Raw genomic sequence first — 26103 nt, 5'->3', positions numbered from 1 at the left:
GGCCGGTCATGGTCACGAGCGGGCCAAGACCGTGGCAAAGACCTCCAAAACCAGGGTTCACCCCTACGGGTGGACGATTTGCCTCGGGCGTGCCTCGGTTGGCAGGGTGTGCCGCCATGATGCCGAAACGAGTTGTGGCCGCCGTCCTGATCGGCGCCCTGGTGCTGGCCGGCGGCGGGGTCCTGGGGGCCCTGTTCTTCTGACCCGCGGGGCAGAATGGGCGGCATGACGCACAACCTGCTCGGCCCCGAGCCGACGCTGCTGCCCGAGCACACCGCCGCCCAGGCCGCGCTCGACGCCGGGAACGACCCGGCGACCGTCGCCGCCGAACACCCCGACTACAGCGAGGCCTGGGCTTCGCTGGCCGAGAAGGCCTTCGACGCGGGCGAGACCGTCGCCGCCTACGCCTACGCGCGCACCGGGTACCACCGGGGGCTCGACCAGCTGCGCCGCGCGGGCTGGAAGGGCTTCGGCCCGGTGCCGTGGTCGCACCGCCCGAACCAGGGGTTCCTGCGGGCGCTGGCCGTCCTGGGCAAGGCCGCCGGGAAGATCGGCGAGACCGAGGAGTACGACCGCTGCCGGACGTTCCTCGCCGACTCCGACCCCGCCGCGGCGGAAGCCACCGGCCTGAAGTGACGCCGCGGGCCCGGGACCGCGTGGTCCCGGGCCCAGCGGGTCAGAACAAGCCGCAGTTGGAGAGCGCCGGGAGGCCGGCGAAGCGCGCCTCCAGCCACGCGAACGCCTCCGGGTACGCCCGCACCGCGCCGAGCACGTGGGTCGGCACCAGCGTCGTGCTGAACTGCAGCCGGACGCCCTTGCCGCACCACGTCCGGCCCAGGTCGCGGTCCTGCGCGTAGGGGACGATGTCGTCGAGTGCGCTGTGGACGATCAGCACCGGCGCCGTCGGCTTCAGCGTCCCGATCTTCTGCTCCGCCACCCTGGACGCGTACGGCTCTTCACCGAGGTACGCCGTGAGCGAGCGGCCGTCGTTCGTCAGCGTCGACGACCGCGTGAACGCGTGCGCGGCGATCGCCTCCACCGTGCACTCGGTCCGGACCTGCTCGAACAGCTGCTTGCCGCGGGCGTTGAGCAGCGCCGGGATGCCCAGCTCCGGGTACGCGTAGTTCATGCTCACCAGCGCGAAGCCGAGGAAGCCGACCGCGTAGTGGCCGTCGAGGTTCTTGGCCACCGAAGCCAGGTCGGCCGGCACCGCGCCCGCGTACGCGCCCTTCAGCTTCAGTTCCGGCGCGTAGCTGGGCTGCAGCTCCGCCGCCGCGGCCGACGCGCCGCCGCCCTGGGAGTAGCCCGCGATCGCGACCGGGCCGTCGTCCGGGAGCCCGGCCTCCGGCAGCCGCTGCGCCGCGCGGATCGCGTCGAGCACCGCGTGCCCTTCCGAAGCGCGGTTGACGTAGGTGTGGTCGCCCGGTGTCCCGAGTCCCTCGTAGTCGGTGACGACGACGCCGTAGCCGCGCGCCAGCAACCCGGCGATGAACGGTCCTTCGTACTCGAAGCCGGCGGCAAGCGCTTTCGACGGCGCGCAGTCGTCGCCCTCGCCCTGCGTGCCGACGGCGTAGGAGACGATCGGCCGCACCCCGGCGCCGTGCCAGGCCGGCCGCGGGGTCAGCACGGTCCCGGTGACCGCGATCGGCGAACCGTGGGTGTCGGTGCTGCGGTACATGATCCGCTGGACGCCCGCATCGGCCTTGATCAGCTTGACGGGGTCGATGTAGAACGTCGACGCCTCGTGCCGGATGACGTCGCCGTCGCTGCCGGCCGGCAGGGGCGAAGGGGGGTCGTAGAACGACGCGGCGGAGGCTTGCGGCGGGCCGAGCGCCACCAGGGCCAGAACCGAAACCGTGGCGACCGCCGCGGAGAGGGCGCGGCGAGAGAAGATACGCATGCTTGCTCCTCGTTGAGCAGGACTAGTGCGCGGGGAACACCTTTTTGGACAGAGGTGTCGGAAAAAGAATCACGTGAGGTGGACCACCATGTCAAGCCCGGCGCCGCGCGGACGGCCGCGCAAGCTCCCGGTCGGGGAGCAGCGCGCCCGCGTGCTGACCGCGACGGCGAAGGTCGTCGCGCAGCACGGGATGCAGGGCGCGACGATCGAGCAGATCGCGCGCGAGGCCGGCGTCTCGCGCCAGTCCGTCTACGAGCGGTTCGGCGACCGCGCGACGCTGTTCGCCGAGGTCGTGGCCGAAACCGAGGAACGCGCGTTCGCCGCCATCGCGGGCCCGTCGGTGACCGACCCGCAGCCCGGCCTGCGGGCCTGGGCACGCGCCAACTACGCCAACATGGTCACCTTCGTCGCCGACAGTCCCGAGGCCTACGGCGTGCTCCGCGCGGCCGAGCGCGCGGGCGACCCCGCTCTCACCCGGTTGAGGGAGAGGCTGGCGGTCGTCTACGCCGACGCGAGCCGCAAGCGGTGGGCCGCGCACGGCATCGACTCCGGCCGTGCGGACCGCGCGCTCGTCACGCTCTTCTTCGCGATGACCGAATCACTGGTCCAGGCGACCTGGGACGGCGAGCCGCCGGACCAGGAGGCCTTGATCGACCTGCTGACCGAATTCACGGTGGGCGGCGTCGCCCGCCTCCAGACGAAGGCGAGCGACGTCATCGACCGGCTGCGGTGAGCGCAATTACCCATTCGGCCAGAAGTAGGCCGACCTCACCGCGGCACGCAACTGTTGCTACGAAGCCATTCGGCCGTGACTGTGGTCGGATTGGTAATCATCGGCGCAGCTAAGCCGCGGTCAGTGCCACTTCGGGTGAGCCCACCACCCGGTTCCGCCCGCCGTGCTTGGCCGCGTACACGGCCGCGTCGGCGGACGCCATCACTTCCTCGATCGACGACCCGTCGAGCGGGTAGGCGGCGACGCCGATGGACGCCGTCTGCCGTTCGATGGCGACGGCGGCGCCTTCGTTGGTCTTCGTGCTGATGATCAGCTCGCTGACCCGTTGCCGGATCCGTTCCGCCGTGACGATCGCGTCCGCTTTGGACGTCGAAGGCAACAGCGCGACGAACTCCTCGCCGCCGAACCGGCCGACCAGGTCGTGCGCCCGGGTCTCCTGCTTGACCACGGCGGCCACCGCCTTGAGCACGTCGTCCCCCGCGAGGTGCCCGTAGGTGTCGTTGATCCGCTTGAAGTGGTCGAGGTCGATCATCATGGCGCCGAAGCTGCCGTTGTCGCGCTCGGCGCGCGAGATCTCCCGCTGCGCGCCGTCCTGCCACGTGGTGGCGTTGAGCAGCTGCGTCTTCTGGTCGGTCGTGGCCAGCTCCTCCAGCCGCTTGATCAGCACGGACCGCTGCAGCACGTACAGCGGCAGGATGACCAGCACCGACAGCAGCGGCTCGGTCGTCAGGACCATGACGAGCAGGCCGCCGACGCACAGGGTGGCCAGCTCCAGCAGGTTGTCGTCCATGTTCCCCAGGCAGCCCTCGACGGTCGCCTTCTCCGGTGCGGCCAGGTACAGGCCGAGCCCGGTCAGGGCCGTGTTGGTGGTGAAGAACGCGACGGCGGCGAGCGCGACGGCGGTCATGCCGTGCCCGTGCAGCGCTTCCGCGACGAGGCCGGCGGCGAAGCCGGAGAGGATCATCGTCGTCGCGTTGGCCGCGACGCGGTGGAACTCGCCCGGCCGGAAGCCCGACCAGCTGCGGAAGGCGAGGTAGACGTAGAGCACGGTGCCCAGGACGGCGACCAGCTGTGGCGGCACGAGCAGCCCGGCGGGGAGCAGCCAGACCGACGTCATGTTGACGTGCGGCCCGTTGCTCAGGATCCGGCGCTGGCGCTCGATGCGCCTGCTGACTTCGGTCTGGGTCACCGCGAGCCCGGTGAGCAGCGCGAACGTCCCCACGTTCGCGAGCGTGACCGGGATCGACAACGTGGCGGCCGTGGTCCAGGCAAGCATGACGGCGATCGCGGTCAGGGTGACCGCGACCCAGGCGCGTGGCCTCGACCACAGCGCCCAGGCCGCAACACCACGACCCGAGGCTTGTCCAGACCGTTCCCCCGATGTGACCATTTTTCCCCCAGCCCCTTGCGCAGGTGATCAGTGACAATCTACTCACGGACAGTTTCAGACCGTTTGCCAGCTGTCCACAAGGGCTTTCGGTGTGTACTTTTTCTTTGACACCGGAACGAGAGGTGGCCAGCGATGCGCGGCAAAGATCAGTGACCGCACAGCGCACCGCAAGGTCGCGCAGGTCAGGCCCACGCGCGGGGCATGTCAAGCATGTTCGGCGCGTGCGGCTTCTTTGTCGTGCCATCGTCCGGGCTCACCCGATAACGATCGCGCCCACAGCGCCGCCAGCGGCAGGGTGAGCACGATCCCGGCGATCCCGAAGATCCCGACGGTGCCGTGGGGGCTCAGTTGATCCGCGAGCACGCCCCCGATCAACGGGCTGATGCCCATCATCGTGGTCAGCCCGGTGTTGGACAGGCCCATCACCTGCGCGCGCTGCGCGTCGGGCACGGCCAGCGTCAGTGACGCGGTCGCCTGCAGCAGGCAGACGGTGCCGAGGCCGCCGGAGATGATGAAGAGCACGATCGACGCGATCGGCCCGGGGTTGAGGAAGCAGAGCACGAGCGGGACGGCGCAGAGCCCCGAGAGCGGGCCGATCAGCTTCGGCCGCAGCCGGGCGGGCACCCAGCGCGTGTAGGCGAACGTCGCGATGACGCTGCCGATCGGGTCGGCCGCGAGCAGCAGGCCGATCGCCGAGGGGCCACCGCCCGACGCCGCCACATACGGCGCGGCGATGCCCTCGTAGACCGGCAGGAGCCCCATCAGCCAGGTGAACAGCACCAGGGTGCGCAGCGGCGAGCTCGCGAACGCCGTCCGGCTGCCACCGCCGAGCGTCGCGAAGAAGGACTTGCGCTGTTCGCCGCTCGCCGCGGCCGGCCGGGCACGGACGCCGAAGCGGATGAACAGGGCGGAGAGCACGAAGGTGGCGGCGTCGATGGCCAGGGCCACGTGCGGGTCGAGGGCGATCAGCAGCGCACCGCCGCCGGCGAACCCGAGCAGCTGCGCGCTCTGCACGGTCATGCTCCGGATGCCCATCCCCACGACGAACCGGTCGCCTTCGAGCACCTGCGGCAGCAGCGCGAGCTGGGACGCCTTGAACGGCGGGTTGACCAGGGACACCCCGCCGACCAGCACGCACATCAGCCAGAACGGCATGCCGGGCAGGGCGACGAACAGGATCAGGGCGGCGCGCATCAGGTCGACGAGCACCATCACGGTGCGACGGGGGAAGCGGTCGGCGAAGCCGGTCAGGAAGACGCCGCCCAGCAGCGAAGGGGCGTAGGTCAGCGCGTAGGTGAGGCCGGTGAGCGTGGCCGAGTTGGTCCCGGTGAACACCAGGATGGACAGCGCGACTCTGGCCAGCTGGTCGCCGGCGATCGACAGCAGTTCACCGAACCACAGCGCGCGGAACTCGGCGATTCCGAACACCTCGCGGAACGTGACGCGATCCCGCGGAGCTGCCATGCGCTTTCTCCCGACCTCTTGTGCAGACCGTGCCCTTCGCATGACCCCTGGTGACGAAAACGGCTATCGGTCATGAGGCAGTCACGGTACGTGAGTTACCTCAGCCAGTGTCCCGTGACTGTTGGTAAATCTCTAGGTTCTTTCGCCGGTATCCAAGGTGTCACGGAGCTTTCCTGAACGGGTCAGACGATAGCCCGCAGTGTCTGGCCGGTCGCCCAGGAGTCACCAATGGATCATTCCGTACCCGATGGCCGAAGGGCCAGAGGCAAAAGTAGCCACCTCGCGTTCGCGAGGTGGCTACTTGAGGAGCGGGGATTCAGCCGTCGACGGCCAGGGCGTCCTCCGCGGGGGCCCGCGTCACGCCGGACGCGCGCTCGGCGTCCCGCTTGGCCACCTCTTCCCGGACGATCGGGATGACGTACCGGCCGAAGTCGATCGTGTCGCCGAGCATGTCGTAGCCCCGCGCCGACAGGATCTCGACACCGAGGTCGTAGTAGTCCAGCAGAGCCTGCGCGACCGTCTCCGGCGTGCCCACCAGCGCGTTCGAGTTGCCCGCGCCGCCCGTCGCGGCCGCCGTCGGGGTCCACAGGGCGCGGTCGAAGCGTTCGCCCTGCGCGGCGACGGACAGCAGCCGCTGGGAGCCCGTGTTCTCCGGCTCGGTGAGCTTGTGCCGGCGGGTCAGGGGCTGGCCACCCTTCGTGCGGTCCTTGATCGCGCCGACCGTCGCGTGGGCCTTCTCCCAGGCCAGCTCCTCGGTCGGCGCGATGATCGGCCGGAACGCGACCTGGATCCGCGGCACATCCGTGCGGCGGGCCGCCAGGGCCGCCGCCTTCACGGACTCGATCTGCTCCGCCGTCTGGGCCAGCGGCTCGCCCCAGAGGCAGTAGATGTCCGCTTCGGCGCCGCCGGCGGCGTACGCGGCGGGCGACGAGCCGCCGAAGGAGACGCCCGGCCGCGGCTTCTGCACGGGCTTGACGTCACTGACGTAGTCCTTGAAGCGGTAGTACTCGCCGTCGAAGTCGAACGGCTCATCCGACGTCCAGGCCTGCTTGATGATCTGGATCGCTTCGCGCGTGCGCCCGTAGCGCTCGTCCTTCGTGAGGTAGTCGCCTTCGCGCTGCTGCTCGTGGTCGTTGCCGCCGGTGATGAAGTGCACGGTCAGGCGGCCGTCGGAGATCTGGTCGAGCGTCGCGAACGTCTTCGCCGCGAAAGTCGGGTACGAGACGTTCGGGCGGTGCGCGAGCAGGATCTGCAGCTTCTCGAGCTTCGTGGCGACGTACGCGGCCACCTGCGCGGGGTCGGGCGAACCGGAACCGTAGGCGAACAGCACCCGGTCCCAGCCGAAGTCCTCGTGCGCGCGGGCCAGGCGCAGCGTGTACTCCTTGTCGAACACCCCGCCCGAGCGGGCGTGCGTCTCCGACCCGTCGTGCGTGCCTCCGATGCCCAGGAACTCCACCGGCATTCCGTCCACCTTCTCTCGTGTCGGTACTCCCAGGGCTACGCCTGGCATGAGGAAGGCGGCAACGAAGTCCGCAGGGTGGAACTCAGGCCCGGTACCGCTCGATCACCTCGATCGACGCGCGGACCTGCTCGAAGGTGGGCGGGGCCGCCCGGTTGAACACGACGGTCAGGGACCGGCGCGGGACGACCACGAACTCGACGTCGACCCCGGCCGCCTCCGACGCGGCCTCGACGACGTCCCGCCAGTGCTTCGGGTCGATCCCGCCGGGGTCGGCCCACTCGTGCGCGAAGATCGCCCAGTTGCCTCTGAGCAGGGTGCCGACCACGTCCTGCGCGGTGTGAACGCGGTGCGGCGCACTGATCTCGTCAGTCACTTCTTCGCGGTTGCGGTGCTGGCAAGGCCCGGGCGCCTGGGTGGACAAGGGACAAATCCGCTCCTCTCGCCGGCGTGCCCCGGGGATTCGGCGCCACGCACCGCAGTGTTTGGTTTTATTCCCCGAATTCCGGAGTATGGGAAGGACGCCCTGGTCGGGAGCCCCGGCGTAGCTTCGGCTGCATGGCCGAGCGCGCGCCGTTCACCCTCGCCGTCGTGGGCGCCGGACCCCGGGGGGTCGGCGTCCTCGAGCGGCTCGGCGCGAACTCCGGGCTGCTGCGCGGCCGCCGGCTCGAGGTGCACCTGATCGACCCGTTCCCGCCGGGGCCCGGCCGGGTGTGGCGCTACGACCAGTCGCCGCTGCTGCGGATGAACTCCATGCCCGAGGACGTCACGATGTTCACCGACGACTCGGTGAAGATGGCGGGCCCGGTGCGGCCGGGGCCGACGCTGCTGGAGTGGGCCCGAAAAGTCCGTGACGGCTCGCTCGACGCCGAGGTGCCCGCCGACGTCGTCGCCGAGCTGACCGCGCTCGACAGCTTCGACTTCCCGACCCGGCGGCTGCAGAGCGCCTACCTGACCTGGGTCTACCGCAAGATCCTCGGCGACCTTCCCGAGTGCATCGACGTCGTCGAGCACGCCGCTCGGGCCGTCGGGGCCGACGGTCACACCGTCAGCCTGTCCGACGGCACGACCGTCGCGGCGGACGCCGTCGTGTTCACCGTCGGGCACCTCGACGCGGAACCGGACGACCGGGAGCGCGAGCTCGTCACGTTCGCCGCGCGCCACGGGCTCGCCTACTACCCGGCCGGCTACACCGCCGACGTCGACTACTCCGGCATCGCGCCGGGCGAAACCGTGCTGGTGCGCGGGTTCGGGCTGGCGTTCGTCGACCTGATGCTGCTGCTGACCGAGGGGCGCGGCGGCCGGTTCGAAGAGCTGCCGTGCGGCGGCCTGCGCTACCACCCGAGCGGCGCCGAGCCGGTGCTGCACGTCGGCTCGCGGCGCGGGGTGCCCTACCACGCGAAGATCGGCTACCGGCTGCGCGGGAAACCGTTGCGGCTGCCCAGGTTCTTCGACGCCTACGCCATGGACGGCCTGCCGGGAGAAGCGCTCGACTTCCGCGCGGACGTCTGGCCGCTGATCGCGAAGGAGCTGGCCTGGGGCTACTACAGCGAGCTGTTCACCGGGCACCCGGACCGCGTGCGCCTGGACTTCGTCGTGTTCGCCGACGCCTTCGCCGACCTGCCCTGGGATTCGCCGGAGATGCGGGACCTCGTCGAGCGGGCGGTGCCCGCCGAAGCCGACCGCCTCGACCTCGACCGGCTCGACCGCCCGATGGCCGGCCGCGAGTTCGGCTCGGCGGAGGAGTTCGGCAAGGAGCTGCGGGAGTACATCGAAGCCGACCTCGCGCGCCGGGCGGACCAGGAGTTCAGCGCCGACCTGGGTGCGTTCATGGCGCTGCTCTCGGTGTACGGCCAGCTGCCGCTGCTCGTCCAAAAAGGACGGTTGGACGCGTCGTCGCAGGTGTCCGACATGGACGGCTGGTTCCACGGGTTCTTCTCGTACTACGCCAGCGGGCCGCCGCCGCGCCGGCTGGAGGAGCTGCTGGCCCTGCACCAGGCCGGCGTGGTTTCGTTCGCCGGCGCGGACATGCAGGTGACGGCGGACCGCGGCGAGTTCGCCGCGATCAGCGCCAGCTACCCGGGAACGGTGTCGGCGCGGACCCTGGTCGAAGCGCGGCTGCCGGGCCCGAGCGTCACCCGGGCGGCGGACGGCCTGCTCCGGCAGCTGCGCGACACGGGCGAGCTGGCCGAGGAGACGGTGGCGGACCCGGTGACCGGCGCATTGCTGCCGTCGGGCCGGATCCACACGCGCGTGTCGGACTCCCGTCTGCTCGACGGCACCGGCCGTCCGCACCCGCACCGCTTCGCCGTGGGCCCGCACACGAGCGCCCGCTCGGCGGCGGCGTTCACCCGGCCCCGCACGAACGCGTCGAGCTTCCGCCAGAACGACGCGGTGGCGCGGGAGATCCTGGCGCTGGTCAGCCCGCCCAGCTGACGACTTCCGCCAGTACCTGCGCCGGCGGGGCCATTTCCGCGATCTCGGCTGCGATGCCCCGGGCGATCTCGCCGGGTTTCGGATCGGCGAGCAGCTCGCGGGCCGCCGCCTCGATCGCCGGAATCCGGATCGCGTCGCCGACCAGGGACTTCGCCGCGCCCAGCGTCGAAAGCGTTTCCGCGTTGGCGAACTGGTCGGCGCCCTGCGGGAGGACCAGCTGCGGCAGCCCGGCCGCGAGCGACGCGAGCACCGTGCCCGTGCCGCCGTGGTGCACCACCAGGCCCGCGTGCTTCAGCACCTCCGCCTGGGGGACGAACCCCGCTGCCCGGACCCGGTCCGGCAGCGGACCGAGCAGCGCGGGATCGCCGGGGCCGAGCGCCACCAGCACGTCCGCGTCCAGGCGGGACAACGCGCGGATCGCGCCGCGCAGGACGTCCGTCGCGCCGAAGACCACCGTGCCCAGCGTCAGGTACACGAAGCCGTCTTCGGGCAGCGGTGGCAGCGGGACGTCGGGGTCGTACAGCGTTGGGCGCATCCGGAACACCGTCGGCACCGACGCGGTGCCCGGGTCGCGGAGGCTGTCCGGCCAGACGTCGACGCAGGCGTCGCCGAACAGCGCGTCCGAGGGGAGCGTGCCCCACAGCGGCCGCAGCCGTTCGGCGGCGACGGCCAGGAGCTCCGGCGGCATCGACCGCCCGATCACGACCGACACGGCGGGGATCCCCGCGCGGCGCGCCGCCACTCCGGCGCCGACGTCGCTCATCTCGTAGATGACCAGGTCCGGGCGTAGTTCGGGGAGCAACGGCGTCAGGTCGTCGAGCAACGACCGCGGCAGCAGCTCGGCGAACATCGTGATGCCGACGTCCAGGAAGCCGGCGTCCTCGCCGTGCCGCTTCTTGGCTTCGGCCTCCGCCTCGCCGATGCCGATCCCGGCGCGGTGGACCTCGAAGCCGAGGTCACGCACCTTGGGCACGAAGGCCTCGCCGGTGCCGAACACGACTTCGTGCCCGGCTTCGGCAGCCGCGTTCGCCAGCGGCAGCAAGGGAAACAGGTGACCGTACGCGGGGCGGCACGTGAAGAGGATCCGCACCGACCCGAGCGTACTCGTCAGCCGACCTCTTGCACCGAACGTCCGGGGATCGCGTCGAGAAGCTCCTTCGTGTACTCCGCCCGGGGTGCTTCCAGCACCTGCGCGGCCGGCCCCAGCTCCACCAACGCGCCTTCGCGCATCACGCCGACCTGGTCCGCCAGCTGCCGGACCACGGCCAGGTCGTGCGAGATGAACAGGTACGACAGCCCCAGCTCCGACTGCAGCTCCGCCAGCAGCCGCAGGATCTGAGCCTGCACCGAGACGTCCAGTGCCGACACCGGCTCGTCGCACACCACCAGGTCCGGCCGCAGCGCCAGCGCCCGCGCGATCGCCACCCGCTGGCGTTGCCCGCCCGACAGCTCCGCAGGCTTCCGGCGCGCCACCGACGAAGGCAGCGCCACCTGCTCCAGCAGCTCCGGGACCCGGGTGCGCGGCAGACCGAACGCCCGCAACGGCTCCGCGACGACGTCCTCGATCGAGAACTTCGGGTTCAGCGACGCGTACGGGTTCTGGTAGACGATCTGCATCCGCCGCCGCAGTCGTCGTAGCTCGGCGCCGGCCAACGCGGTGATGTCCTGGCCGTCGAACTCCACCGAACCCGCCGACGGCGTCTCCAGCCGGAGCACCATGCGGGCGGTCGTCGACTTGCCCGAGCCCGACTCGCCCACCAGGGCCAGCGTCTGGCCGCGCGGGATGGCGAACGAGATCCCGTCGACCGCGCGGATGCCGCCATCGAACGTCTTCGCGAGGTCTCGGACGGAAACCAGCGGCTCGGCGGCCGGCGCGGGCGGGCGCACGGTGCTCGTCATGCTCGGCGCCGCCGCCAGCAGCTGCTGGGTGTAGGGGTGCGTCGGCGCGCTGACGACCGAGGAACCCTCCTCGACCACCGAGCCCTGCGAGAGCACCACGATCCGCGCCGCGCGGTCGGCCGCGACGCCGAGGTCGTGCGTGATCAGCAGGATCGCCGTGCCCGACTCCCGCGCCAGCGACGTCAGGTGGTCGAGGATCCGGCGCTGCACGGTGACGTCCAGCGCCGACGTCGGCTCGTCCGCGATGATCAGCTTCGGCCGCCCGGCCAGCGCCGACGCGATCAGCACGCGCTGCCGGAGGCCGCCCGACAGCTGGTGCGGGTACTGCCTCGCGCGCAGCGCCGGGTCGGGGACACCCGCGCGTTCGAGCAGTTCGATCGCCTGCACGGACGCGGATCGCCGGTCCGCGAGCCCGTGGATCTTCAGCACCTCCGCGACCTGGTCGCCGATCCGGTGCACGGGGTTGAGCGACACCGCCGGGTCCTGCGGCACCAGCGCGATCTCGCGGCCGCGCACCCCGCGCCACTTCTTGTCCGACAGGGAAAGCAGGTCCCGGCCGTCGAAGGTGATCGAGCCGCCGTCGACGCGGCCGCCGCGGGGCAGCAGGCCGATCGCCGCGTGCGCCGTGGTCGACTTGCCCGAGCCCGACTCGCCCACGACGGCGACCACCTCGCCCGCGTCGACGTGCAGCCCGACGTCACGGACCGCCGGGACCTTCCGGTACGACACGGCCAGGTCCGAAATCCGCAGCAGGGTCATCGGTCTCCTCCGTCCAGCGCGCGGGACAGCCGGTTCGCGGCGAGGACCACCGCCGCGACCGTCAGCCCCGGGAACGTCGTCATCCACCAGGCCGTGGCGAGGAAGCTGCGCCCGCCCGCGACGAGCGAGCCCCACTCCGGCGTCGGCGGCGTCGCGCCGAAGCCGAGGAAGCTCAGCGCGGACACCTCGAGCACGGCCGTGCCGAGGGTGAGCGTCGCCAGCGCGAGCACCGGGCCCGCCGCGTTCGGCAGGACGTGCCGCAGCAGCACGCCGGACCAGCGCACGCCGGAGGCTCGCGCGGCTTCGACGAACACGCCGTTTCGCACGCGAAGCACCTCCGCGCGCATCACCCGCGCGAAGGACGCGAGGTTCGCGATGCCGACGGCGATCGCGACGTTCGTCGTGCCGAAGCCCAGCGCGGTGACCAGGGCCAGCGACAGCAGGATCGGCGGGATGGCCAGGAAGACGTCGACGATCCGCATGATCACGGTGTCCGCCCAGCCGCCGCGGAACCCGGCGAGCAGGCCCAGCGCCGACCCGGCGATCAAAGCCACGAGCACGGCGATCGCGGTCGCTCGCAGTGAGAGGGACGCGCCGTGGATCACGCGGGCGTAGACGTCACGGCCGGTCTCGTCGGTGCCGAACAGGTGGTGCAGCGAAGGGCCTTGGAGCCGTTCGACGGGGACGCCGGTGATCGGGTCGTACCCGGTCAGCAGGCCCGGCACGAAGGCCGCGAGCAGCACGAACGCCAGCACGGCGACGGCGATCACGAGCCCGGGGCGGCGCACCGCCGTGCGGGCCGGGGTGGCGAGGTCAACCACGGGCCACCTCCGCGGGGGTACGCGCGATCCGCGGATCGAGCAGCGGGTAGAGGAGGTCGACGATCAGGTTGAGCACCACGAACACCAGCGCGGCCAGCACGATCACCGCCTGCACCACCGGCACGTCCTGCGCGGTGACGGCGGCCGCGGTGATCCGGCCGACGCCGTCGCGCGAGAACACCGTCTCGGTGATCACCGAACCCGCGACGAGGTTGCCCGCCACCACCCCGGCGACGGTCAGCGTCGGCACGGCGGCGTTGCGCAGGAGGTGTCCGAAGTGGACTCGCCAGCGGCTCGCCCCCTTGGCCGCCGCGATCTCCGCATACGGCTCTTCCTGCTGCGTGGCGAGGCTCTTGGCCAGCACCTGCCCGATGATCGCGCCGGTCGGCAGCGCGAGGGTGATCGCGGGCAGGACGATCGTCTCGAAGCCCTGCGTGCCCAGCGCCGGCAGCAGCCGCAGCCGGAACGAGAAGAACTGGATCAGCAGCAGCCCCACCCAGAACGGCGGCAGCGAGATCGCCAGCGACGGCAACGACAACAGCGCCTGCCGCAGCCAGCGGAACCGCGTGAACGTGCCGAGGAACGCCGAGCCGCCGCCGAACAGCACCGCGAACACCAGCGCCAGCCCGGTCACCGCGAGCGTCGGCGGCAACGCTGTGACGACCATGTGCGTCGCGTCGTCGCCGGTCGCGACGCTGCGGCCGAAGTCGCCGTGCAGCGCCGAGACCAGCCGTTTCCCGTACTGGACCGGCAGGGGTGAGTCGAGCCCGTACTCCGCGCGGGCAGCGGCGAGCTGCTCGGGCGTCGCCGACGAACCCGCCTCCCCGCTGGCGAGCTTCGCCGAAACGGCGTCGCCCGGCAGCAGGTAGAGGATCAGGAACGACAGCGTGAACGCCGCCCACAGCACGAACACCGCCTGCCCGACGCGGCGGAGCAGGTACCGCCTCACGAGAGCCACGCGTCGAACAGCTGCAGCCGCGACGACGCCTCGAAGTCGACGGCGTGCGCCTGCGAGCTGAGCGCGACGACCTGGGTCAGCTCGAACACCGGGACCGCGTAGGCGTGGTCGACGATCAGCTTCTGCACCTCGTCGGCCGACGGCTTGCGCTTGGCGTTGTCCACAGTGGACGACTGGGCGTCGAGCGCGACGTCGAGCGGGTTGCCCGGCGCGAGCTTGCTGCGGTTGCCTGCCTTGGTGGAGAACTGGCCGCGCAGGATGTCCGGGTCGGCGCGGGTGACGTTGTACCAGAGGAAGTCGTAGTTCCCGGACAGCTGGATCTGCGTGGTCTCGGCCGTCGTGTGCTGCTCGATCCGCAGGTCGAAGCCGATCTTGCGGAGCTGTTGCTGGACCAGCTCCAGCACACTGCGGTTCTGGTTGAACACCGGCGAGAACACGACGGAGGCGCTCAGCTTCTGCCCGTTCTTGACGCGGATCCCGTCGGGACCGGGCACCCAGCCGTCGCCGTCGAGCAGCGCGGCCGCGCCCTTCCGGTCGTAGGCGAGCTGCTGCGAGAGGTCGTCGTAGAGCGGGGTCGCCGAGCCGAGGATGCTGGTGGCGGGCTTGTAGCTGGCCGTCAGCACGGTGTTCACGACCTCGGTGCGGTCGACGCCCTTGAGCACCGCCTGGCGCACCTTCTCGTCGGTGAGCACGCCGCGCGTGGTGTTGGCGTGCAGGTTGAACACGACGCCGGGGTTCGGGCGGATGTTCTCGCTGAAGCCGTTGCCCTTGAACTGCGGCTCGTCGACCGGCTGGATGTCGGTGGCCGCGTCGAGCTGGCCGGACGCGAGGCTGCCGGTGCGGACGCCGGGCTCCGGCACGATCTTGTAGTCGATCTTGTCGAGGTAGGCCTCGCCCTGGTGCTTGAACAGCGACGAGCCCCAGCCGTAGCCCTTGCGCTTGGCCAGGACGATCTCCTGGTTCTGCTTCAGGCTTTCGAAGACGAACGGCCCGGAGCCGATCAGGCCGGTGCCCTGGCAGCGTTGTTCCGGCGTCTTCTGGAACGCCGCCGGCGCGAGGACGCCGAGCGACATCGTCGAGCTGGCCTGCAGGAACTGGGCGCTGGGCGAGGAGAACTCGATCCGCACGGTCCGCGGGTCGACCACCGTCGACGTCTTGTACGCGGCGAGGTAGCCGTAGCCGAGCTGGGCCTTCGTGCCGAGGGCCTTGATGCCGTCGAAGCTCGTCTTCACCGCGGCGGCGTCGACCGGGCTGCCGTCGGAGAACGTCGCGCCGGCGCGCAGGTGGAAGGTGAACGCCGTCGAATCGGCGCTGACCTCCCACTTCTCGGCCAGCCACGGCTTGATCTCGCCGGTCTTCGGGTCCTGGTCGGTCAGCGAGTCGACCAGCTGGCGCGCGACGTTGATGGACGCGTTCGTCGCGGTCTGCTGCGGGTCGATGCAGTCGGGCGCGGACGAGATGCCCAGGCGCAACGTGCCGCCGGCCTTCGGCGGGCCCGCGTCGGCGGCCTGTTCGGTGCCGGCGGCGGAGCAGGAAGTCAGCAGGATGGGCAGGGCGAGCAGGGCCGCGGCGTTGCGGGCGCGGAAGAGTGGGGACACCGGACGGCCTCCAGCGGGGAGCGGTTGCGTCTTCGATGAGCGACGCTAACCACGCGCTGAAGGCCGTCCCACAGAGCGAACGGCGGTCCCATTCCCTGACACCGCAACGAATGCCCCTTGACTAACCGCCCGCGATCAGCAGCGGCCGAGCATGTCCGTCAAAGCCGACTTCTCCGCGGTGTTGATCGTCAGCTTGAACTTGTACTTCACCGCGACCCACATCTTCGCGTAGGTGCACCAGTAGCTCGTGAGCGGCGGCTTCCACTGGTCGGGCGACTTGTCGCCCTTCTCCTGGTTGACGTTGTCCGTCACGGCGATCAGCTGCGGGTCGGTGAGGTCGTTCGCGTACGCCTGGCGCTGCGCGGTCGTCCACCCGGACGCACCGGTGCGCCACGCGTCGGCCAGCGGCACGACGTGGTCGATGTCCACATCGGACGTCGCGGTCCAGGTCTCGCCGTCGTACGGGCTGAACCAGCTGCCGGACGTCGCCGCGCAGTCCGACCCGGTGACGACGTTCGTGCCGTCGCGCTTGAGCACCAGCTCGCGGGTGTTGCAGCTGTTGCCCTGGTCGATCCAGTGCGGGAACTTGTCGCGGCTGTAGCCGGTCTGCGAACCGTCGGCCTTGACGGTCAGCGCGGCCAGCTCGGTCTTCGCCGTCGAAGCCGATGGGATGCCCGGCGGCGTGGCGTCGGCGACGCTGACGAGCGTGGCGGAGAGCACGGCGGTGGCCGCGAGAACGGTCAAGGAATGACGAACAGCACGCCTGGTTGGCATCTTGCTGCCTCCGTGTCAGGTGTGGGGACAGCTAACCCTGATACACGGGAGTGGCAAGTGCAACACGTATAGGTGACATGTTGCTGCCCGTTGGTGAACGCTGCGTTGCCGTGCGTGCACTCGCGGATGAAAACCGCAGGTCAGGACGGGCTGCGCACCAGCCGGAGATCCTGGGTGTGCCGGTACCAGGTCCACTTGTTCACCGCGCGGTCGTGGACGACGTCGTCGCTGACGGGCCGCGTCGGGATGCAGCCGATCTGGAACGCGCGCGAGTAGAGCGTCGTCGGCCGCTTGAAGATCGTCCCCTTCACGACCCGGACGGCCAGGCCCGGCCCGCCCGGGTCCGGCGTCACCTCGATCGACGACGCCGGTCCGCGCAGCGCCACCTGCTCGTCGGCGTAGGCCACGCCGCGGACGAGCCGCAGCGCCCCGCGCCCGACGAGCACGCCGCCGACGTCGTCGCGGATCAGCGGCACCGGGTCGACCTCCCCGCGCAGGGCGAGCGCGAGGGCCTGCAGCGGCGTCTTCGGCAGGTTCCAGAGCTCGGCGACGGCGGAGTCCGGCGACGAAGGCACGAACCCGACCGACACGCCGGAGATCGCGTCCTTGCGGAGCAGCCGCACGACCACGGCCGCCAGGTCCGCGTCGGTGCCCGACACGACCAGGTGATCGTGTTCGCCCAGCAAGGGGTCGATTTCCGCCTTGCCGGGACGGCTGGGCACGCGGATCGACTCGACGTCGTCGACCTCTTCGAAGCCCGCCGCCTCGTCGCCACAGGCCACCACTAGTCCGCGCACCCGCAGGACCTCCGTTACAGTCATGCACCGGCATTTCGTCAGCGCCACCGGTGTCCGTCCGGGACACTAAACCTCACGTCCTCGAACACCTTGGAGTGTCACATGCCGGCCATCGTGCTCATCGGTGCCCAATGGGGAGACGAAGGCAAGGGCAAGGCCACCGATCTCATGGGTGACCGCGTCCAGTGGGTCGTCCGCTACCAGGGTGGCAACAACGCCGGTCACACGGTCGTCCTGCCGAACGGCGAGAACTTCGCCCTGCACCTCATCCCGTCCGGCATCCTCACCCCCGGCGTGACGAACGTCATCGGCAACGGCGTGGTCGTCGATCCGGGTGTGCTGCTGGAAGAGCTTTCCGGCCTCGAAGCGCGGGACGTCGACACGTCCAAGCTGCTGATCTCCGCCGACGCCCACTTGATCATGCCGTACCACGTGGCCATCGACAAAGTCACCGAGCGCTACCTCGGCAGCCGCAAGATCGGCACCACCGGCCGTGGCATCGGCCCGTGCTACCAGGACAAGATCGCCCGCGTCGGCGTCCGCGTGCAGGACCTGCTCGACGAGAAGATCTTCCGGCAGAAGGTCGAAGCCGCACTGGAGTTCAAGAACCAGGTGCTGGTGAAGGTCTACAACCGCAAGGCCCTCGACGCGAACGAGGTCGCCGACGAGGTGCTGGCCGCGGGCGAGAAGTTCGCGCACCGCATCGCCGACACGCGGCTGCAGCTCAACCAGGCCCTCGAGCGCGGCGAGATCGTGCTGCTCGAAGGCTCACAGGGCACCCTGCTCGACGTCGACCACGGCACGTACCCGTTCGTGACGTCGTCGAACCCGACGTCCGGCGGTGCCAGCGCGGGTTCGGGCATCGGCCCGGGCCGGATCACCACGGTGCTCGGCATCCTCAAGGCGTACACCACCCGCGTCGGCTCGGGCCCGTTCCCGACCGAGCTGCACGACGAGTCCGGCGAGTACCTGCGCAAGCAGGGTGGCGAGTTCGGCGTCACGACCGGCCGCTCGCGCCGCACCGGCTGGTTCGACGCGGTGATCGCGCGCTACGCGGTCCGCGTCAACGGCATCACCGACTACTTCCTCACCAAGCTGGACGTGCTGTCCGGGCTGGAGAAGGTGCCGGTGTGCGTGGGTTACGAGGTCGACGGCTTCCGCACGCAGGACATGCCGATGACGCAGACCGACGTGCACCACGCGATCCCGATCTACGAAGAGCACCCGGGCTGGTTCGAGGACATCTCGGCGTGCCGCACGTTCGAGGAGCTCCCGGCGAACGCGCGCGCGTACGTCGAGCGCCTGGAAGAGCTGTCGGGCGCCCGGATTTCGGCGATCGGCGTGGGCCCGGGCCGCGAGCAGACGATCGTGCGGCACGAGTTCGTCTAAGTCAGCTTGGTGCTGACCGGCGTCTCGTTGCGGAAGAGGTCGAGCACCGGGCAGTGCTCGTCGACCTCACGCTTGAGGTCTTCGTAGCGCTCCCGGCTCGCCGGCCCTTCGAGTTCGACGGACACGCGAACGTCCCCGAATCCGGGGCGGGTGTTGAAGGAGAAGCCGAAGAAGCCGTGCAGGTCGAGATCGCCGTCGACGGTGACCTTGACGGAGTCGAGCGGGATGCCGCGCTTCGCCGCCCAGAACTGGTAGGTGATGACCTGGCAGGACCCCAGGGCGGCGAGCGCGAACTCGACGGGGTTGGCGGCCTGGTCGGTCCCGCCGAGCGCGGGCGGCTCGTCGACGGTGAACTCGTGGTCCCGGACTTTGACGTGCACCTCGGTCTTGGTCCCGGGCTTGAGGGTGTGGGCCACGCTGAAGGAGACGGCGGCGTTGTGCGGGTCCGCGTCGACGGCCTTGCGGGTGCCTTCGATGACGTCGGTCAGCGACATGGGTGCTCCTCGGTGATCGGTATTTCGCCACAGGGTGGGCGAATCCGAAAGCGCTCGCTCGGGTTCTCAAGTCCTGGGAGCACCGGTGTCCGGCATGCGGAAGCGCTTGCGCGGGCGGGCGGCGCGGGGATCACGACCGCCGGGTCTCGCCCCTGCAGGCGGAAAGCTCGGCGACGGCTTCGGCCAGCCCGTGGTAGCCGTGGGTTTCCGCCAGGTGCCGGGCCGAACCGAGGTAGTGGTCGCCTTGCGCCGTCGATCCGGCGGCGTGGTGGATCCGGCCGATCGTGATCAGTGCTTCGCATTCGTCGAACCGCGTGCCGGTCCGGCGGGCGAGCCGGAGCGCGTGGTGGCCGCTGACGAGCGCGCGCTGGTGGTGGCCGGCGGCCAGGAGGCTCACCGCGAGTGCGGCGTGCCCCGCGATTTCGGCTCCGGGCACGCCGGTGCCGCGCGCGAACTCGAGCGCTGTTCCGGCGAGGCGGACGGCTCGCGCGGGATCGCCGGTACCCGCGTGGACGGTGCCGAGCACCGCGAGCGCGTACGCCTCGGTGCACCGGTCGCCGGATTTTCGCGCGTTCGTCGCAGCCTCTTCCGCGACAGGCAGCGCGGCGCCGTAGTCGCCTCCTCGCGCGTGAACGCGGGCGAGCAGGACGAGATCGTGCGGACTGTGCGATTCGGCGGCCCGCTCGGCGTGGGCCGTCGCCGCCTCGGCCAGCCGGCCGCGGTATTCGTGGAGGACGCCGAGACTCTGCCGGCGGAGCGCGCTACCCAGCGGATCGAGTGCGGCCGCCTCCGCGAAGAGGGCGTCGGCCCGGTCGAGATCACCGGCGTCCAGGTGGACGGTGGCCAGGTTGCCCAGCACGCCGGTCACACCGCGCCGGACCTGCGCCGTGCGGTAGAGCGCCAGCGCGGCTCGGAAGTGCGTGATGGCGGACGGGAACTCGTAGCGGAGCGCGTGAGTGGCCGCGAGGTTGTTGTGCGCGGCCGCCCGCACGTCCGGCAGGCCGAGGGCTTCGGCGGAGTCCAGGCCGATCCGGGCGAGCTCCGGCGCTTCCGCGAGCCAGGTGGTCATGCAGTGCCCGCGCAGGGCGTCGACGAGCTGCCAGGTCAGCCGGTGGTGCTTGCCCGCGTGGGCGTGGCGGATCGCGGCGACGAGGGTGGGGACTTCGTCGTTCAGCCAAGCCAGGGCGCTTTCCTCGCTGTCGAACGCGCTCCGCTGCGGCTCGGTCTCCGGCATGCGCAGGACGAACGGGTAAAGGATGTCGGCGGCCGCGGCGGTGCGGGCGAGGTAGTGGTCGAGCAGCGCGTGCGTCGCCGTGTCGCGTTCGTCCTCGAGGCAATCGGAGTGCGCGCGTTCGCCGGCGTAGCGGCGAAGCAGGTCGTGCAGCCGGTAACGCCCCGGCGCGTGCTCCTGGACGAGGTGCGCCAACGCCAGCCGCTCGAGCTGACGGGCCGCCGTCGAAGCCGGGGCGCCGGTCAGGGCGGCGACCGCCGGCACGGTCGTGTCCGGGCCGGGCACCAGGCCCAGCAACCGGAAGGTGCGGCGGGTCGCGGGGTCGAGCGCTTCGTAGGAGAGGTCGTAGGCGACGCGCAGCGCGCTGGTGTCGCCGTCGGTCGTCAAGCTGTCCAGCACCCCGTGGTCGCGCAGGTCGCTGAGGTGGTCGGCGACCCGGCGGCCGGTCCGGTGCCGGATCTGGGCGCCGGTGATGCGCAGCGCGAGGGGCAGCCGCGCGCACGTTTCGGCCAGCTCGGCGGTGGCGGCCGGTTCCCGGGCCGCGCGCTCGGGACCGATCGCGGCCCCGAGCACGGCCACCGCGTCGGCCGTGCCGAGGACGTCCAGCGCGAGGCGGTGCGCGCCATCGAGGGCGACCAGGCCGTCGAGCCGGTTGCGGCTGGTCACCACGACCATGCACCGCGGCGCGGCGGGCAGCAACGGGCGGACGTGCTCGGCATCGAGGGCGTCGTCGAGAACGCAGAGCACGGCCTTGGCCGCCAGCACGGACCGGAACAACGCGGCGGCTTCGTCGAGGTCGTCCGGGATCTCCCGCGCCGGGACGCCGAGAGCCCGCAGGAACCGCCCGAGAACCAGGCTGGGCCTCGCGGAGCGGTGGAGATCGGCGTAGAGCTGCCCGTCGGGGAACCGGTCGCGGACGCGGTGCGCCCACTGCACCGCCAGATCCGACTTGCCCACCCCCGCGGTGCCGACGACGACCGCGAGGCGTGAACCGTCGCCCGCGGGCAAGAGGTGGTCGAGAGCCTGCAGTTCGGCGTGACGTCCGTGAAACCCGGCCGCGGCCCGGGGAAGCTGCGCGGGACTCACGGACGAGGTGACGGGACCGGCCTGCCGCAGCACGGCCAGCTGGGCCGCACGCAGGTCGGCGCCCGGTTCGGCGCCCAGCTCGGTGGCCAGCCGGCTGCGGATCGTGTCGTAGGCGCCGAGCGCCGCCGCCTGTTGCCCCGCGCCGGCGAGCGCGAGCATCAGCAGGGCCCACAGCCGTTCGCGCAGCGGGTGGTCGACGACCAGCCGGTGCAGCTCGCCGGCCACCTCCGAGCACGCACCGAGGTCGAGGCGCGCGCGGCAGTGGTGTTCGACGACGCCGAGCCGGGCCTCGGTCAGCCGATGGGCCTCGCCGTCGAAGGCCGCGGTCGCGGGCAGGTTGGCCAGCGGCCGTCCCCGCCACAACGCCAAGGCTTTCCCCAGTATCTCCGCGGCGACCTTGCCGTCTCCGGCGAGCAGCGCCCGCCGGCCGGCCGCGGCGAGGCGTTCGAACCGCTCGAGATCGAGCTCGTCCGGCCGGACTTCGATCAGGTAGCCACCGGCCCGGGCGTGGATCCGCCGCGCGCCGGCGTCCAGCTCGGCCAGCTGCCGGCGCAGCTGGGCGACGTGGGTGCGCAGGTTCGCCATCGCCGAGGGCGGCGCCGCCTCACCCCAGATCACCTCCACCAGCCGGGCCGGCGGGACCACCACGCCGGGAGTCAGCAGCAGCGCGGCGAGGAGGGCCCGTTGCCGCTGCGAGGACAGCCGCAGGTGCCCGGTTCCCGACCGGACCTCGACCGGGCCGAGGAGCAGGAACTCCACGGCATCCCTCCCGGTGGTCGCGGTGTGCCCGGTCGATGTTCCCCGGATGTGCCGATCCTGTACAGCCACCTTGGCACGGTGGGCGCACTGGGGGTCCGAGCCGGCGCGCATGGAGGGGCGAGGGGGTCCACCGTGCGCGTCGGTTCGGGAGTTCCCAGGTCCTGGGAAGCCGGAAACCGGTGGCGCCGCTCGCTAGCTTGGGATCATGACCATCGGAGTCACGCTTCCGTCCGGCGACACCGAGTCCGCGCCGAACCTCGTCGACGAACTCATCGCCCAGACCCGCCAAGCCGCCGAGGCCGGTCTGAAGTCCGTCTGGTTCTCGCAGCTCCCGCTCAGCCAGGACGCCATCGCCGTCGCCGCGCTCGCCGGGCGGGAAGTGCCCGGGATCGAGGTCGGGACCTCCGTCGTGCCGACCTACCCACGGCACCCGCTGCTCGTCGCCAGTGCCGCGCAGACCGCGCAAGCCGCCACCGGCGGGCGCTTCACCCTCGGCATCGGGCTCGGCTCGAAGGGCTTCCTCGGTCCCGTCTACGGCGTCGAGTACCCGCCGCCGATCCGGCACCTGCGTGAGTACCTGACCGTCCTGAAACAGGTCTTCGCCGGGGAGGCCGTCGACTTCGAGGGTGAGACCATCACCGCGAAAACACCCGGACCGTCCACTGTGGGCGGAGACGTGCCGGTCATCGTCGCCGCGATGGGGCCGCAAGCCCTGCGCGTCACCGGGGAGCTCGCCGACGGCACCCTGCCCTTCCTCGCCGGGCCGCGAGCGCTTTCCGAGCTCATCGTGCCCGCCATCCCGGCCGGCAAGCGCGTCATTGCCGCCGTCCCGGCCATCGTCACCGACGAGCCGGACGCGGTGCGGGAAAAGGCCGTCGAGCAGATGTCCTTCTACGGTCAGATCCCGTCCTACCGGCGGATCCTCGACGTCGAAGGCGTCGAGCACGCCGCCGACCTCGCGATCATCGGCGACGAGAAGACCGTCCTGGCCGGGCTCCAGCGCTACTACGACGCCGGGGCGACCGACGTCCTCGTCTCGCAGACCGGCCTCCGATCCAGTGCCGAACGCCGGCGGACCTGGGAGGTCATCAGCTCAATCGGTTCGTGAGCGCCGCCGTCACCGACATCTCCTCGAGGTCCAGCTCGCGCAGCACCTTCTGCAGGATGTCGTCGTCGAGGCGCCCGGCGCGGTTCTCTTCGATCATCGCCTTGCGCTGGATGACCAGCAGCTCCTTCCGGGCCTTCGCGAACTGGGCCTGCGGGGTGCCGTGGCGGTCCTCACCCGACAGCTTGATCGTGGCTTCGGCGAACCGGTAGCGCGTCTCCACCAGCCGTTCGAGCCGCTCCTTGAGCCGTTGGACCTTTTCGGGCGGCAGGTCGAGGGACGCGAGCCGGTCGCGGCTGATCACGCGCAGCCGTTCGTACGCGGCCCGCTTCGCGACCTCACGGGCGGCCAGCTCTTCGGCCTCGTCGCGAGAAGCCTCCGAAGGGTCCTGCACCTTCAGCACCCGGATCAGCGGCGGCAACGTCAGGCCCTGGATCAGCACCGTGCCGATCGCCACCGCGAACGCGAACAACTGGATCTCCTCGCGTCCCGGGGTATCGGCGGGGACACCGGCCGCCGCGGCCAGCGTGACGACGCCGCGCATGCCGGTCCACGAGAGCACCGCCAGCGACCGCCACGACGGGGTCGCGCGCCCGCGGCCGAACAGCCGCAACGTCCGCGGCAGGAACGCGAAGACGAACACCGCCGGGATCCGCACCAGCATCGTCACCAGCAGCACGACCACCGCGACCAGCGTCAGCGTCCCGTTGTCGCGGGCCGCGTGCTGGGCGCCGTCGAGCACGAACGGCAGCTGCAGCCCCATCAGCGCGAACACCAGCGCCTCCAGCAGCACGTCGATGGACGCCCACACCGATCTGTCCTGCATCCGCGTCGCGGGGGACGCGTTGAGCGAGTGGTTCCCCAGGTACAGCCCGGCCGCGACGACGGCGAGCACCCCCGACCCGCTGAACTCCGCGCCGAACGGGTGCAGGTGCTCGGCGGTGACGTACGCGCCGAACGGCACGATGATCCCGAACGCCGACTCGAGCAGCGGGTCGTCGAGCAGGCGCCGGAGCAGCACGACCACCGCGCCGATCGCCAGGCCGACCGCGATGCCCAGCACGGTCGCCACCCCGAACACCGCGAACCCGTGCCCGGCCGAGCCCGCCGTGCCCGCGACCGCGGCGAGCGCGACCTTGTAGAGCGTCAGCGCGGCGGCGTCGTTGACCAGGCTTTCCCCGGTCAGCACGGTCATCAGCCGGCGCGGCAGCCCGAGCTTGCGCCCGATCGCCACCGCCGTCACCGCGTCCGGCGGCGCCACCACCGCGCCGAGGACCAGCGCCGACGCGAACGGTATGTCCGGCAGCAGCAGGTGCACGACGAAGGCGACGACCACCGCGGTCACCGCGACCAGCACGACGCCGAGCGCGACGATCGGCCGCAGGCTGTTCTTGAAGTGCGTCACCGAGCTCTCGAGCGACGTCGAGTAGAGCAGCGGCGGCAGTACGACCGTGAGGATCAGCTCCGGTTCCAGCTCCAGCCGCGGCACGCCGGGGATCAGCGCGACCCCGAGCGCGACGACCACCACCAGCAACGGCGCCGACAGGTTGTAGCGGCGGGCGAAAGCGGTCAGCGCGAGCGAACCGGCGAGCACGCCCATCAGCGTCAGGATCTCCACGGGCGTGATCTTTCCCCAGGTCGCGGCCCTGTGCTCGGCTTCCGGTGAGTGGAAGTGAGCTGGATTACGACAATCCTCCCATGCATACTTGTGCGCAATCCGCACACCTGTGCGGACAACGTGCACCGACGCACATCCGGAGGTTCTCCCATGTCCCCTGGCGCCCGTTCCTGGGTCGTGCCCCTGGCCTGGACCGCCGTTCTGCTCGACGGGTTCGACCTGGTCGTGCTCGGCTCCGTGCTGCCCGTGCTGCTGCGTGACCACGTCTGGGGCCTGACGCCCGCCGTGGCGTCGGTCGTCTCGACCGTGGGACTGGCCGGGATGATGCTGGGCGGGCTGGCGATCGGCACCATCACCGACGTCATCGGCCGCCGGAAGTCCCTGATCATCTCGGTGACGCTGTTCTCGCTCTGCACGCTGTTGTGCGCGTTCGCGCCTTCGACGTTCGTCTTCGGCCTGCTGCGGTTCGTCGCCGGGCTCGGCCTCGGCGGCTGCCTGCCGACGGCCATCACGCTGGTCACGGAGTACGCGCGCCACGGCAAGGCAGGCAGCGCGACCACGACCGTCATGACCGGCTACCACGTCGGGGCGGTGCTGACGGCGCTGCTGGGCATCGTGCTGATCGCGCCCCTGGGCTGGCGCGCGATGTTCGTCGCGGGGGCGCTCCCGGCCGTCGTGCTGATCCCGCTGATGCTGAAGTTCCTGCCGGAGTCCGAGACGTTCCAGCAGGTCCGCGCGACCGAGCGGTCGGCAGGGCACGCGGTGGCCGGCCTGTTCCGCGGCGGCCTGCTGCGCGCGACGATCGCGTTCTGGGTCACGTCGTTCATGGGCCTGCTGCTGGTGTACGGGCTCAACACGTGGCTGCCGGAGATCATGCGCCAGGCCGGCTACCCGCTCGGCGCGGCGCTGAGCCTGCTGCTGACGCTGAACGTCGGCGGCATCGTCGGCCTGCTGATCGCGGGCCGGGTCGCCGACCGCGTCGGCATCCGCCCGTCGGCGATCGTCTGGTTCATCGCCGGCGCGGTGTTCCTGGCGCTGCTGAGCGTGAAGCTGCCGGCGGTCGGGCTGTACGCGGCGGTGTTCCTGACCGGCTGCTTCGTCTTCAGCGCGCAGGTGCTGGTGTACGCCTACATCGGCCGCATCTACCCGGGCGCGATCCGCGCAACGGGCCTCGGCTGGTCAGCGGGCATCGGCCGGATAGGCGCAATCTCCGGCCCCCTCCTCGGCGGCGCGCTGCTGACGGCGGGAATCGCGTACCCGTGGGGCTTCTACGCGTTCGCGGCGGTCGGTGCCCTGGGCGCGACGGCGGTCACGGTGGTGCGTCCAGGCCGCGAGTCGCCGGCCGAGGCTCCCGCCCCGGCCGCGGAATCCCGCCCCGCGACCACCTGAATGCCATGAGGGGCACCTTCATGGACTCAAAGCCGTGAAGGTGC

At 71.2% G+C, this 26103-nt stretch carries 21 protein-coding genes; 6 read left to right on the top strand and 15 right to left on the bottom strand.

What is annotated here, in order from left to right:
- Positions 1 to 225 precede the first annotated feature (225 nt).
- Complete coding sequence (locus QSK39_RS10755; RefSeq protein ID WP_285477464.1) at positions 226 to 636, top strand: DUF3151 domain-containing protein; 411 nt, start codon at positions 226 to 228, stop codon at positions 634 to 636.
- 40 nt (positions 637 to 676) lie between these two features.
- On the opposite strand, the gene QSK39_RS10750 is transcribed toward QSK39_RS10755, so the two are convergent.
- Positions 677 to 1900, bottom strand: coding sequence for a lipase family protein (locus tag QSK39_RS10750; RefSeq protein WP_285477463.1), 1224 nt, complete (start codon positions 1898 to 1900; stop codon positions 677 to 679).
- Between the two features lie 88 nt (positions 1901 to 1988).
- Between QSK39_RS10750 and QSK39_RS10745 the strand changes: the two genes are divergently transcribed.
- Positions 1989 to 2633: a TetR/AcrR family transcriptional regulator gene (locus QSK39_RS10745; RefSeq protein ID WP_285477462.1), complete on the top strand. Its 645-nt coding sequence runs from the start codon at positions 1989 to 1991 to the stop codon at positions 2631 to 2633.
- 109 nt (positions 2634 to 2742) lie between these two features.
- On the opposite strand, the gene QSK39_RS10740 is transcribed toward QSK39_RS10745, so the two are convergent.
- The 4 genes from QSK39_RS10740 to QSK39_RS10725 all read right to left on the bottom strand — a co-directional run bounded on the left by QSK39_RS10740 (position 2743) and on the right by QSK39_RS10725 (position 7322).
- Positions 2743 to 3909, bottom strand: coding sequence for a sensor domain-containing diguanylate cyclase (locus QSK39_RS10740; RefSeq protein ID WP_285477461.1), 1167 nt, complete (start codon positions 3907 to 3909; stop codon positions 2743 to 2745).
- 318 nt (positions 3910 to 4227) lie between these two features.
- On the bottom strand, positions 4228 to 5487 hold the full coding sequence (locus QSK39_RS10735; RefSeq protein ID WP_285477460.1) for an MFS transporter: 1260 nt from the start codon (positions 5485 to 5487) through the stop codon (positions 4228 to 4230).
- 316 nt (positions 5488 to 5803) lie between these two features.
- Positions 5804 to 6949 (bottom strand): LLM class flavin-dependent oxidoreductase, encoded by a 1146-nt coding sequence (locus QSK39_RS10730; protein ID WP_285477459.1) that lies wholly within the window; start codon positions 6947 to 6949, stop codon positions 5804 to 5806.
- Between the two features lie 82 nt (positions 6950 to 7031).
- Positions 7032 to 7322 (bottom strand): hypothetical protein, encoded by a 291-nt coding sequence (locus tag QSK39_RS10725; RefSeq protein ID WP_285477458.1) that lies wholly within the window; start codon positions 7320 to 7322, stop codon positions 7032 to 7034.
- 182 nt (positions 7323 to 7504) lie between these two features.
- Here QSK39_RS10725 and QSK39_RS10720 point away from each other — a divergent pair, with 182 nt between their 5' ends.
- Positions 7505 to 9382 carry an FAD/NAD(P)-binding protein gene (locus tag QSK39_RS10720; protein WP_285477457.1) on the top strand — a complete coding sequence of 626 codons (1878 nt, stop codon included), beginning with the start codon at positions 7505 to 7507 and terminating at the stop codon, positions 9380 to 9382.
- Here QSK39_RS10720 and QSK39_RS10715 read toward each other — a convergent pair.
- From QSK39_RS10715 to QSK39_RS10685, 7 genes are all read right to left on the bottom strand, one after another.
- Positions 9366 to 10472: a glycosyltransferase gene (locus tag QSK39_RS10715; RefSeq protein ID WP_285477456.1), complete on the bottom strand. Its 1107-nt coding sequence runs from the start codon at positions 10470 to 10472 to the stop codon at positions 9366 to 9368. The two genes, QSK39_RS10720 and QSK39_RS10715, sit on opposite strands and share 17 nt — an antisense overlap.
- Before the next feature lie 17 nt (positions 10473 to 10489).
- A complete protein-coding gene (locus QSK39_RS10710; protein WP_285477455.1) occupies positions 10490 to 12040 on the bottom strand; it encodes a dipeptide ABC transporter ATP-binding protein in 1551 nt (516 codons plus the stop codon).
- Positions 12037 to 12861, bottom strand: a complete 825-nt coding sequence (locus QSK39_RS10705) for an ABC transporter permease (RefSeq protein WP_285477454.1) — start codon at positions 12859 to 12861, stop codon at positions 12037 to 12039. The genes QSK39_RS10710 and QSK39_RS10705 overlap by 4 nt, the downstream gene beginning before the upstream one ends.
- Positions 12854 to 13810 (bottom strand): ABC transporter permease, encoded by a 957-nt coding sequence (locus tag QSK39_RS10700; RefSeq protein ID WP_285477987.1) that lies wholly within the window; start codon positions 13808 to 13810, stop codon positions 12854 to 12856. Before QSK39_RS10700 ends, QSK39_RS10705 begins: the two co-directional genes overlap by 8 nt.
- Positions 13807 to 15417: an ABC transporter substrate-binding protein gene (locus QSK39_RS10695; RefSeq protein ID WP_285477453.1), complete on the bottom strand. Its 1611-nt coding sequence runs from the start codon at positions 15415 to 15417 to the stop codon at positions 13807 to 13809. The genes QSK39_RS10700 and QSK39_RS10695 overlap by 4 nt, the downstream gene beginning before the upstream one ends.
- A gap of 135 nt (positions 15418 to 15552) precedes the next feature.
- The gene (locus QSK39_RS10690) at positions 15553 to 16191 is read right to left on the bottom strand and encodes an HNH endonuclease family protein (protein WP_285477452.1); all 639 of its coding nucleotides are present in this window, start codon (positions 16189 to 16191) and stop codon (positions 15553 to 15555) included.
- 140 nt (positions 16192 to 16331) lie between these two features.
- A complete protein-coding gene (locus QSK39_RS10685) occupies positions 16332 to 17012 on the bottom strand; it encodes a hypothetical protein (RefSeq protein WP_502873254.1) in 681 nt (226 codons plus the stop codon).
- Between the two features lie 78 nt (positions 17013 to 17090).
- Between QSK39_RS10685 and QSK39_RS10680 the strand changes: the two genes are divergently transcribed.
- Positions 17091 to 18377, top strand: a complete 1287-nt coding sequence (locus QSK39_RS10680) for an adenylosuccinate synthase (RefSeq protein ID WP_285477451.1) — start codon at positions 17091 to 17093, stop codon at positions 18375 to 18377.
- Here QSK39_RS10680 and QSK39_RS10675 read toward each other — a convergent pair.
- Together QSK39_RS10675 and QSK39_RS10670 are read right to left on the bottom strand one after the other, a co-directional pair.
- The gene (locus tag QSK39_RS10675) at positions 18374 to 18871 is read right to left on the bottom strand and encodes an OsmC family protein (RefSeq protein WP_284749148.1); all 498 of its coding nucleotides are present in this window, start codon (positions 18869 to 18871) and stop codon (positions 18374 to 18376) included. The genes QSK39_RS10680 and QSK39_RS10675 overlap by 4 nt on opposite strands.
- 130 nt (positions 18872 to 19001) lie before the next feature.
- Complete coding sequence (locus QSK39_RS10670; RefSeq protein ID WP_285477450.1) at positions 19002 to 21947, bottom strand: AfsR/SARP family transcriptional regulator; 2946 nt, start codon at positions 21945 to 21947, stop codon at positions 19002 to 19004.
- A gap of 205 nt (positions 21948 to 22152) precedes the next feature.
- On the opposite strand from QSK39_RS10670, the gene QSK39_RS10665 reads away from it, so the two are divergent.
- Positions 22153 to 23055 carry a TIGR03564 family F420-dependent LLM class oxidoreductase gene (locus QSK39_RS10665; RefSeq protein ID WP_285477449.1) on the top strand — a complete coding sequence of 301 codons (903 nt, stop codon included), beginning with the start codon at positions 22153 to 22155 and terminating at the stop codon, positions 23053 to 23055.
- Here the strand turns inward: QSK39_RS10665 and QSK39_RS10660 are convergent.
- Positions 23036 to 24670: a Na+/H+ antiporter gene (locus QSK39_RS10660; protein WP_285477448.1), complete on the bottom strand. Its 1635-nt coding sequence runs from the start codon at positions 24668 to 24670 to the stop codon at positions 23036 to 23038. The genes QSK39_RS10665 and QSK39_RS10660 overlap by 20 nt on opposite strands.
- A gap of 150 nt (positions 24671 to 24820) precedes the next feature.
- On the opposite strand from QSK39_RS10660, the gene QSK39_RS10655 reads away from it, so the two are divergent.
- Positions 24821 to 26059, top strand: a complete 1239-nt coding sequence (locus QSK39_RS10655; protein WP_285477447.1) for an MFS transporter — start codon at positions 24821 to 24823, stop codon at positions 26057 to 26059.
- Positions 26060 to 26103: the final 44 nt, after the last annotated feature.

The sequence above is a fragment of the Amycolatopsis sp. NBRC 101858 genome, from assembly GCF_030269325.1.
GTDB lineage: Bacteria > Actinomycetota > Actinomycetes > Mycobacteriales > Pseudonocardiaceae > Amycolatopsis > Amycolatopsis ponsaeliensis.
The sequence above is the reverse complement of the archived record's forward strand: the minus strand, read 5'-3'. Positions and strand labels throughout refer to the sequence as shown.

Coding starts and splice junctions, on each gene's coding strand:
- QSK39_RS10720 (WP_285477457.1), top strand. CDS start 7,505: ATGGCCGAGCGCGCGCCGTTCACCCTCGCCGTCGTGGGCGCCGGACCC.
- QSK39_RS10655 (WP_285477447.1), top strand. CDS start 24,821: ATGTCCCCTGGCGCCCGTTCCTGGGTCGTGCCCCTGGCCTGGACCGCC.
- QSK39_RS10750 (WP_285477463.1), bottom strand. CDS start 1,900: ATGCGTATCTTCTCTCGCCGCGCCCTCTCCGCGGCGGTCGCCACGGTT.
- QSK39_RS10710 (WP_285477455.1), bottom strand. CDS start 12,040: ATGACCCTGCTGCGGATTTCGGACCTGGCCGTGTCGTACCGGAAGGTC.
- QSK39_RS10665 (WP_285477449.1), top strand. CDS start 22,153: ATGACCATCGGAGTCACGCTTCCGTCCGGCGACACCGAGTCCGCGCCG.
- QSK39_RS10690 (WP_285477452.1), bottom strand. CDS start 16,191: ATGCCAACCAGGCGTGCTGTTCGTCATTCCTTGACCGTTCTCGCGGCC.
- QSK39_RS10740 (WP_285477461.1), bottom strand. CDS start 3,909: ATGCTTGCCTGGACCACGGCCGCCACGTTGTCGATCCCGGTCACGCTC.
- QSK39_RS10735 (WP_285477460.1), bottom strand. CDS start 5,487: ATGGCAGCTCCGCGGGATCGCGTCACGTTCCGCGAGGTGTTCGGAATC.
- QSK39_RS10745 (WP_285477462.1), top strand. CDS start 1,989: ATGTCAAGCCCGGCGCCGCGCGGACGGCCGCGCAAGCTCCCGGTCGGG.
- QSK39_RS10755 (WP_285477464.1), top strand. CDS start 226: ATGACGCACAACCTGCTCGGCCCCGAGCCGACGCTGCTGCCCGAGCAC.
- QSK39_RS10730 (WP_285477459.1), bottom strand. CDS start 6,949: ATGCCGGTGGAGTTCCTGGGCATCGGAGGCACGCACGACGGGTCGGAG.
- QSK39_RS10680 (WP_285477451.1), top strand. CDS start 17,091: ATGCCGGCCATCGTGCTCATCGGTGCCCAATGGGGAGACGAAGGCAAG.
- QSK39_RS10685 (WP_502873254.1), bottom strand. CDS start 17,012: ATGACTGTAACGGAGGTCCTGCGGGTGCGCGGACTAGTGGTGGCCTGT.
- QSK39_RS10675 (WP_284749148.1), bottom strand. CDS start 18,871: ATGTCGCTGACCGACGTCATCGAAGGCACCCGCAAGGCCGTCGACGCG.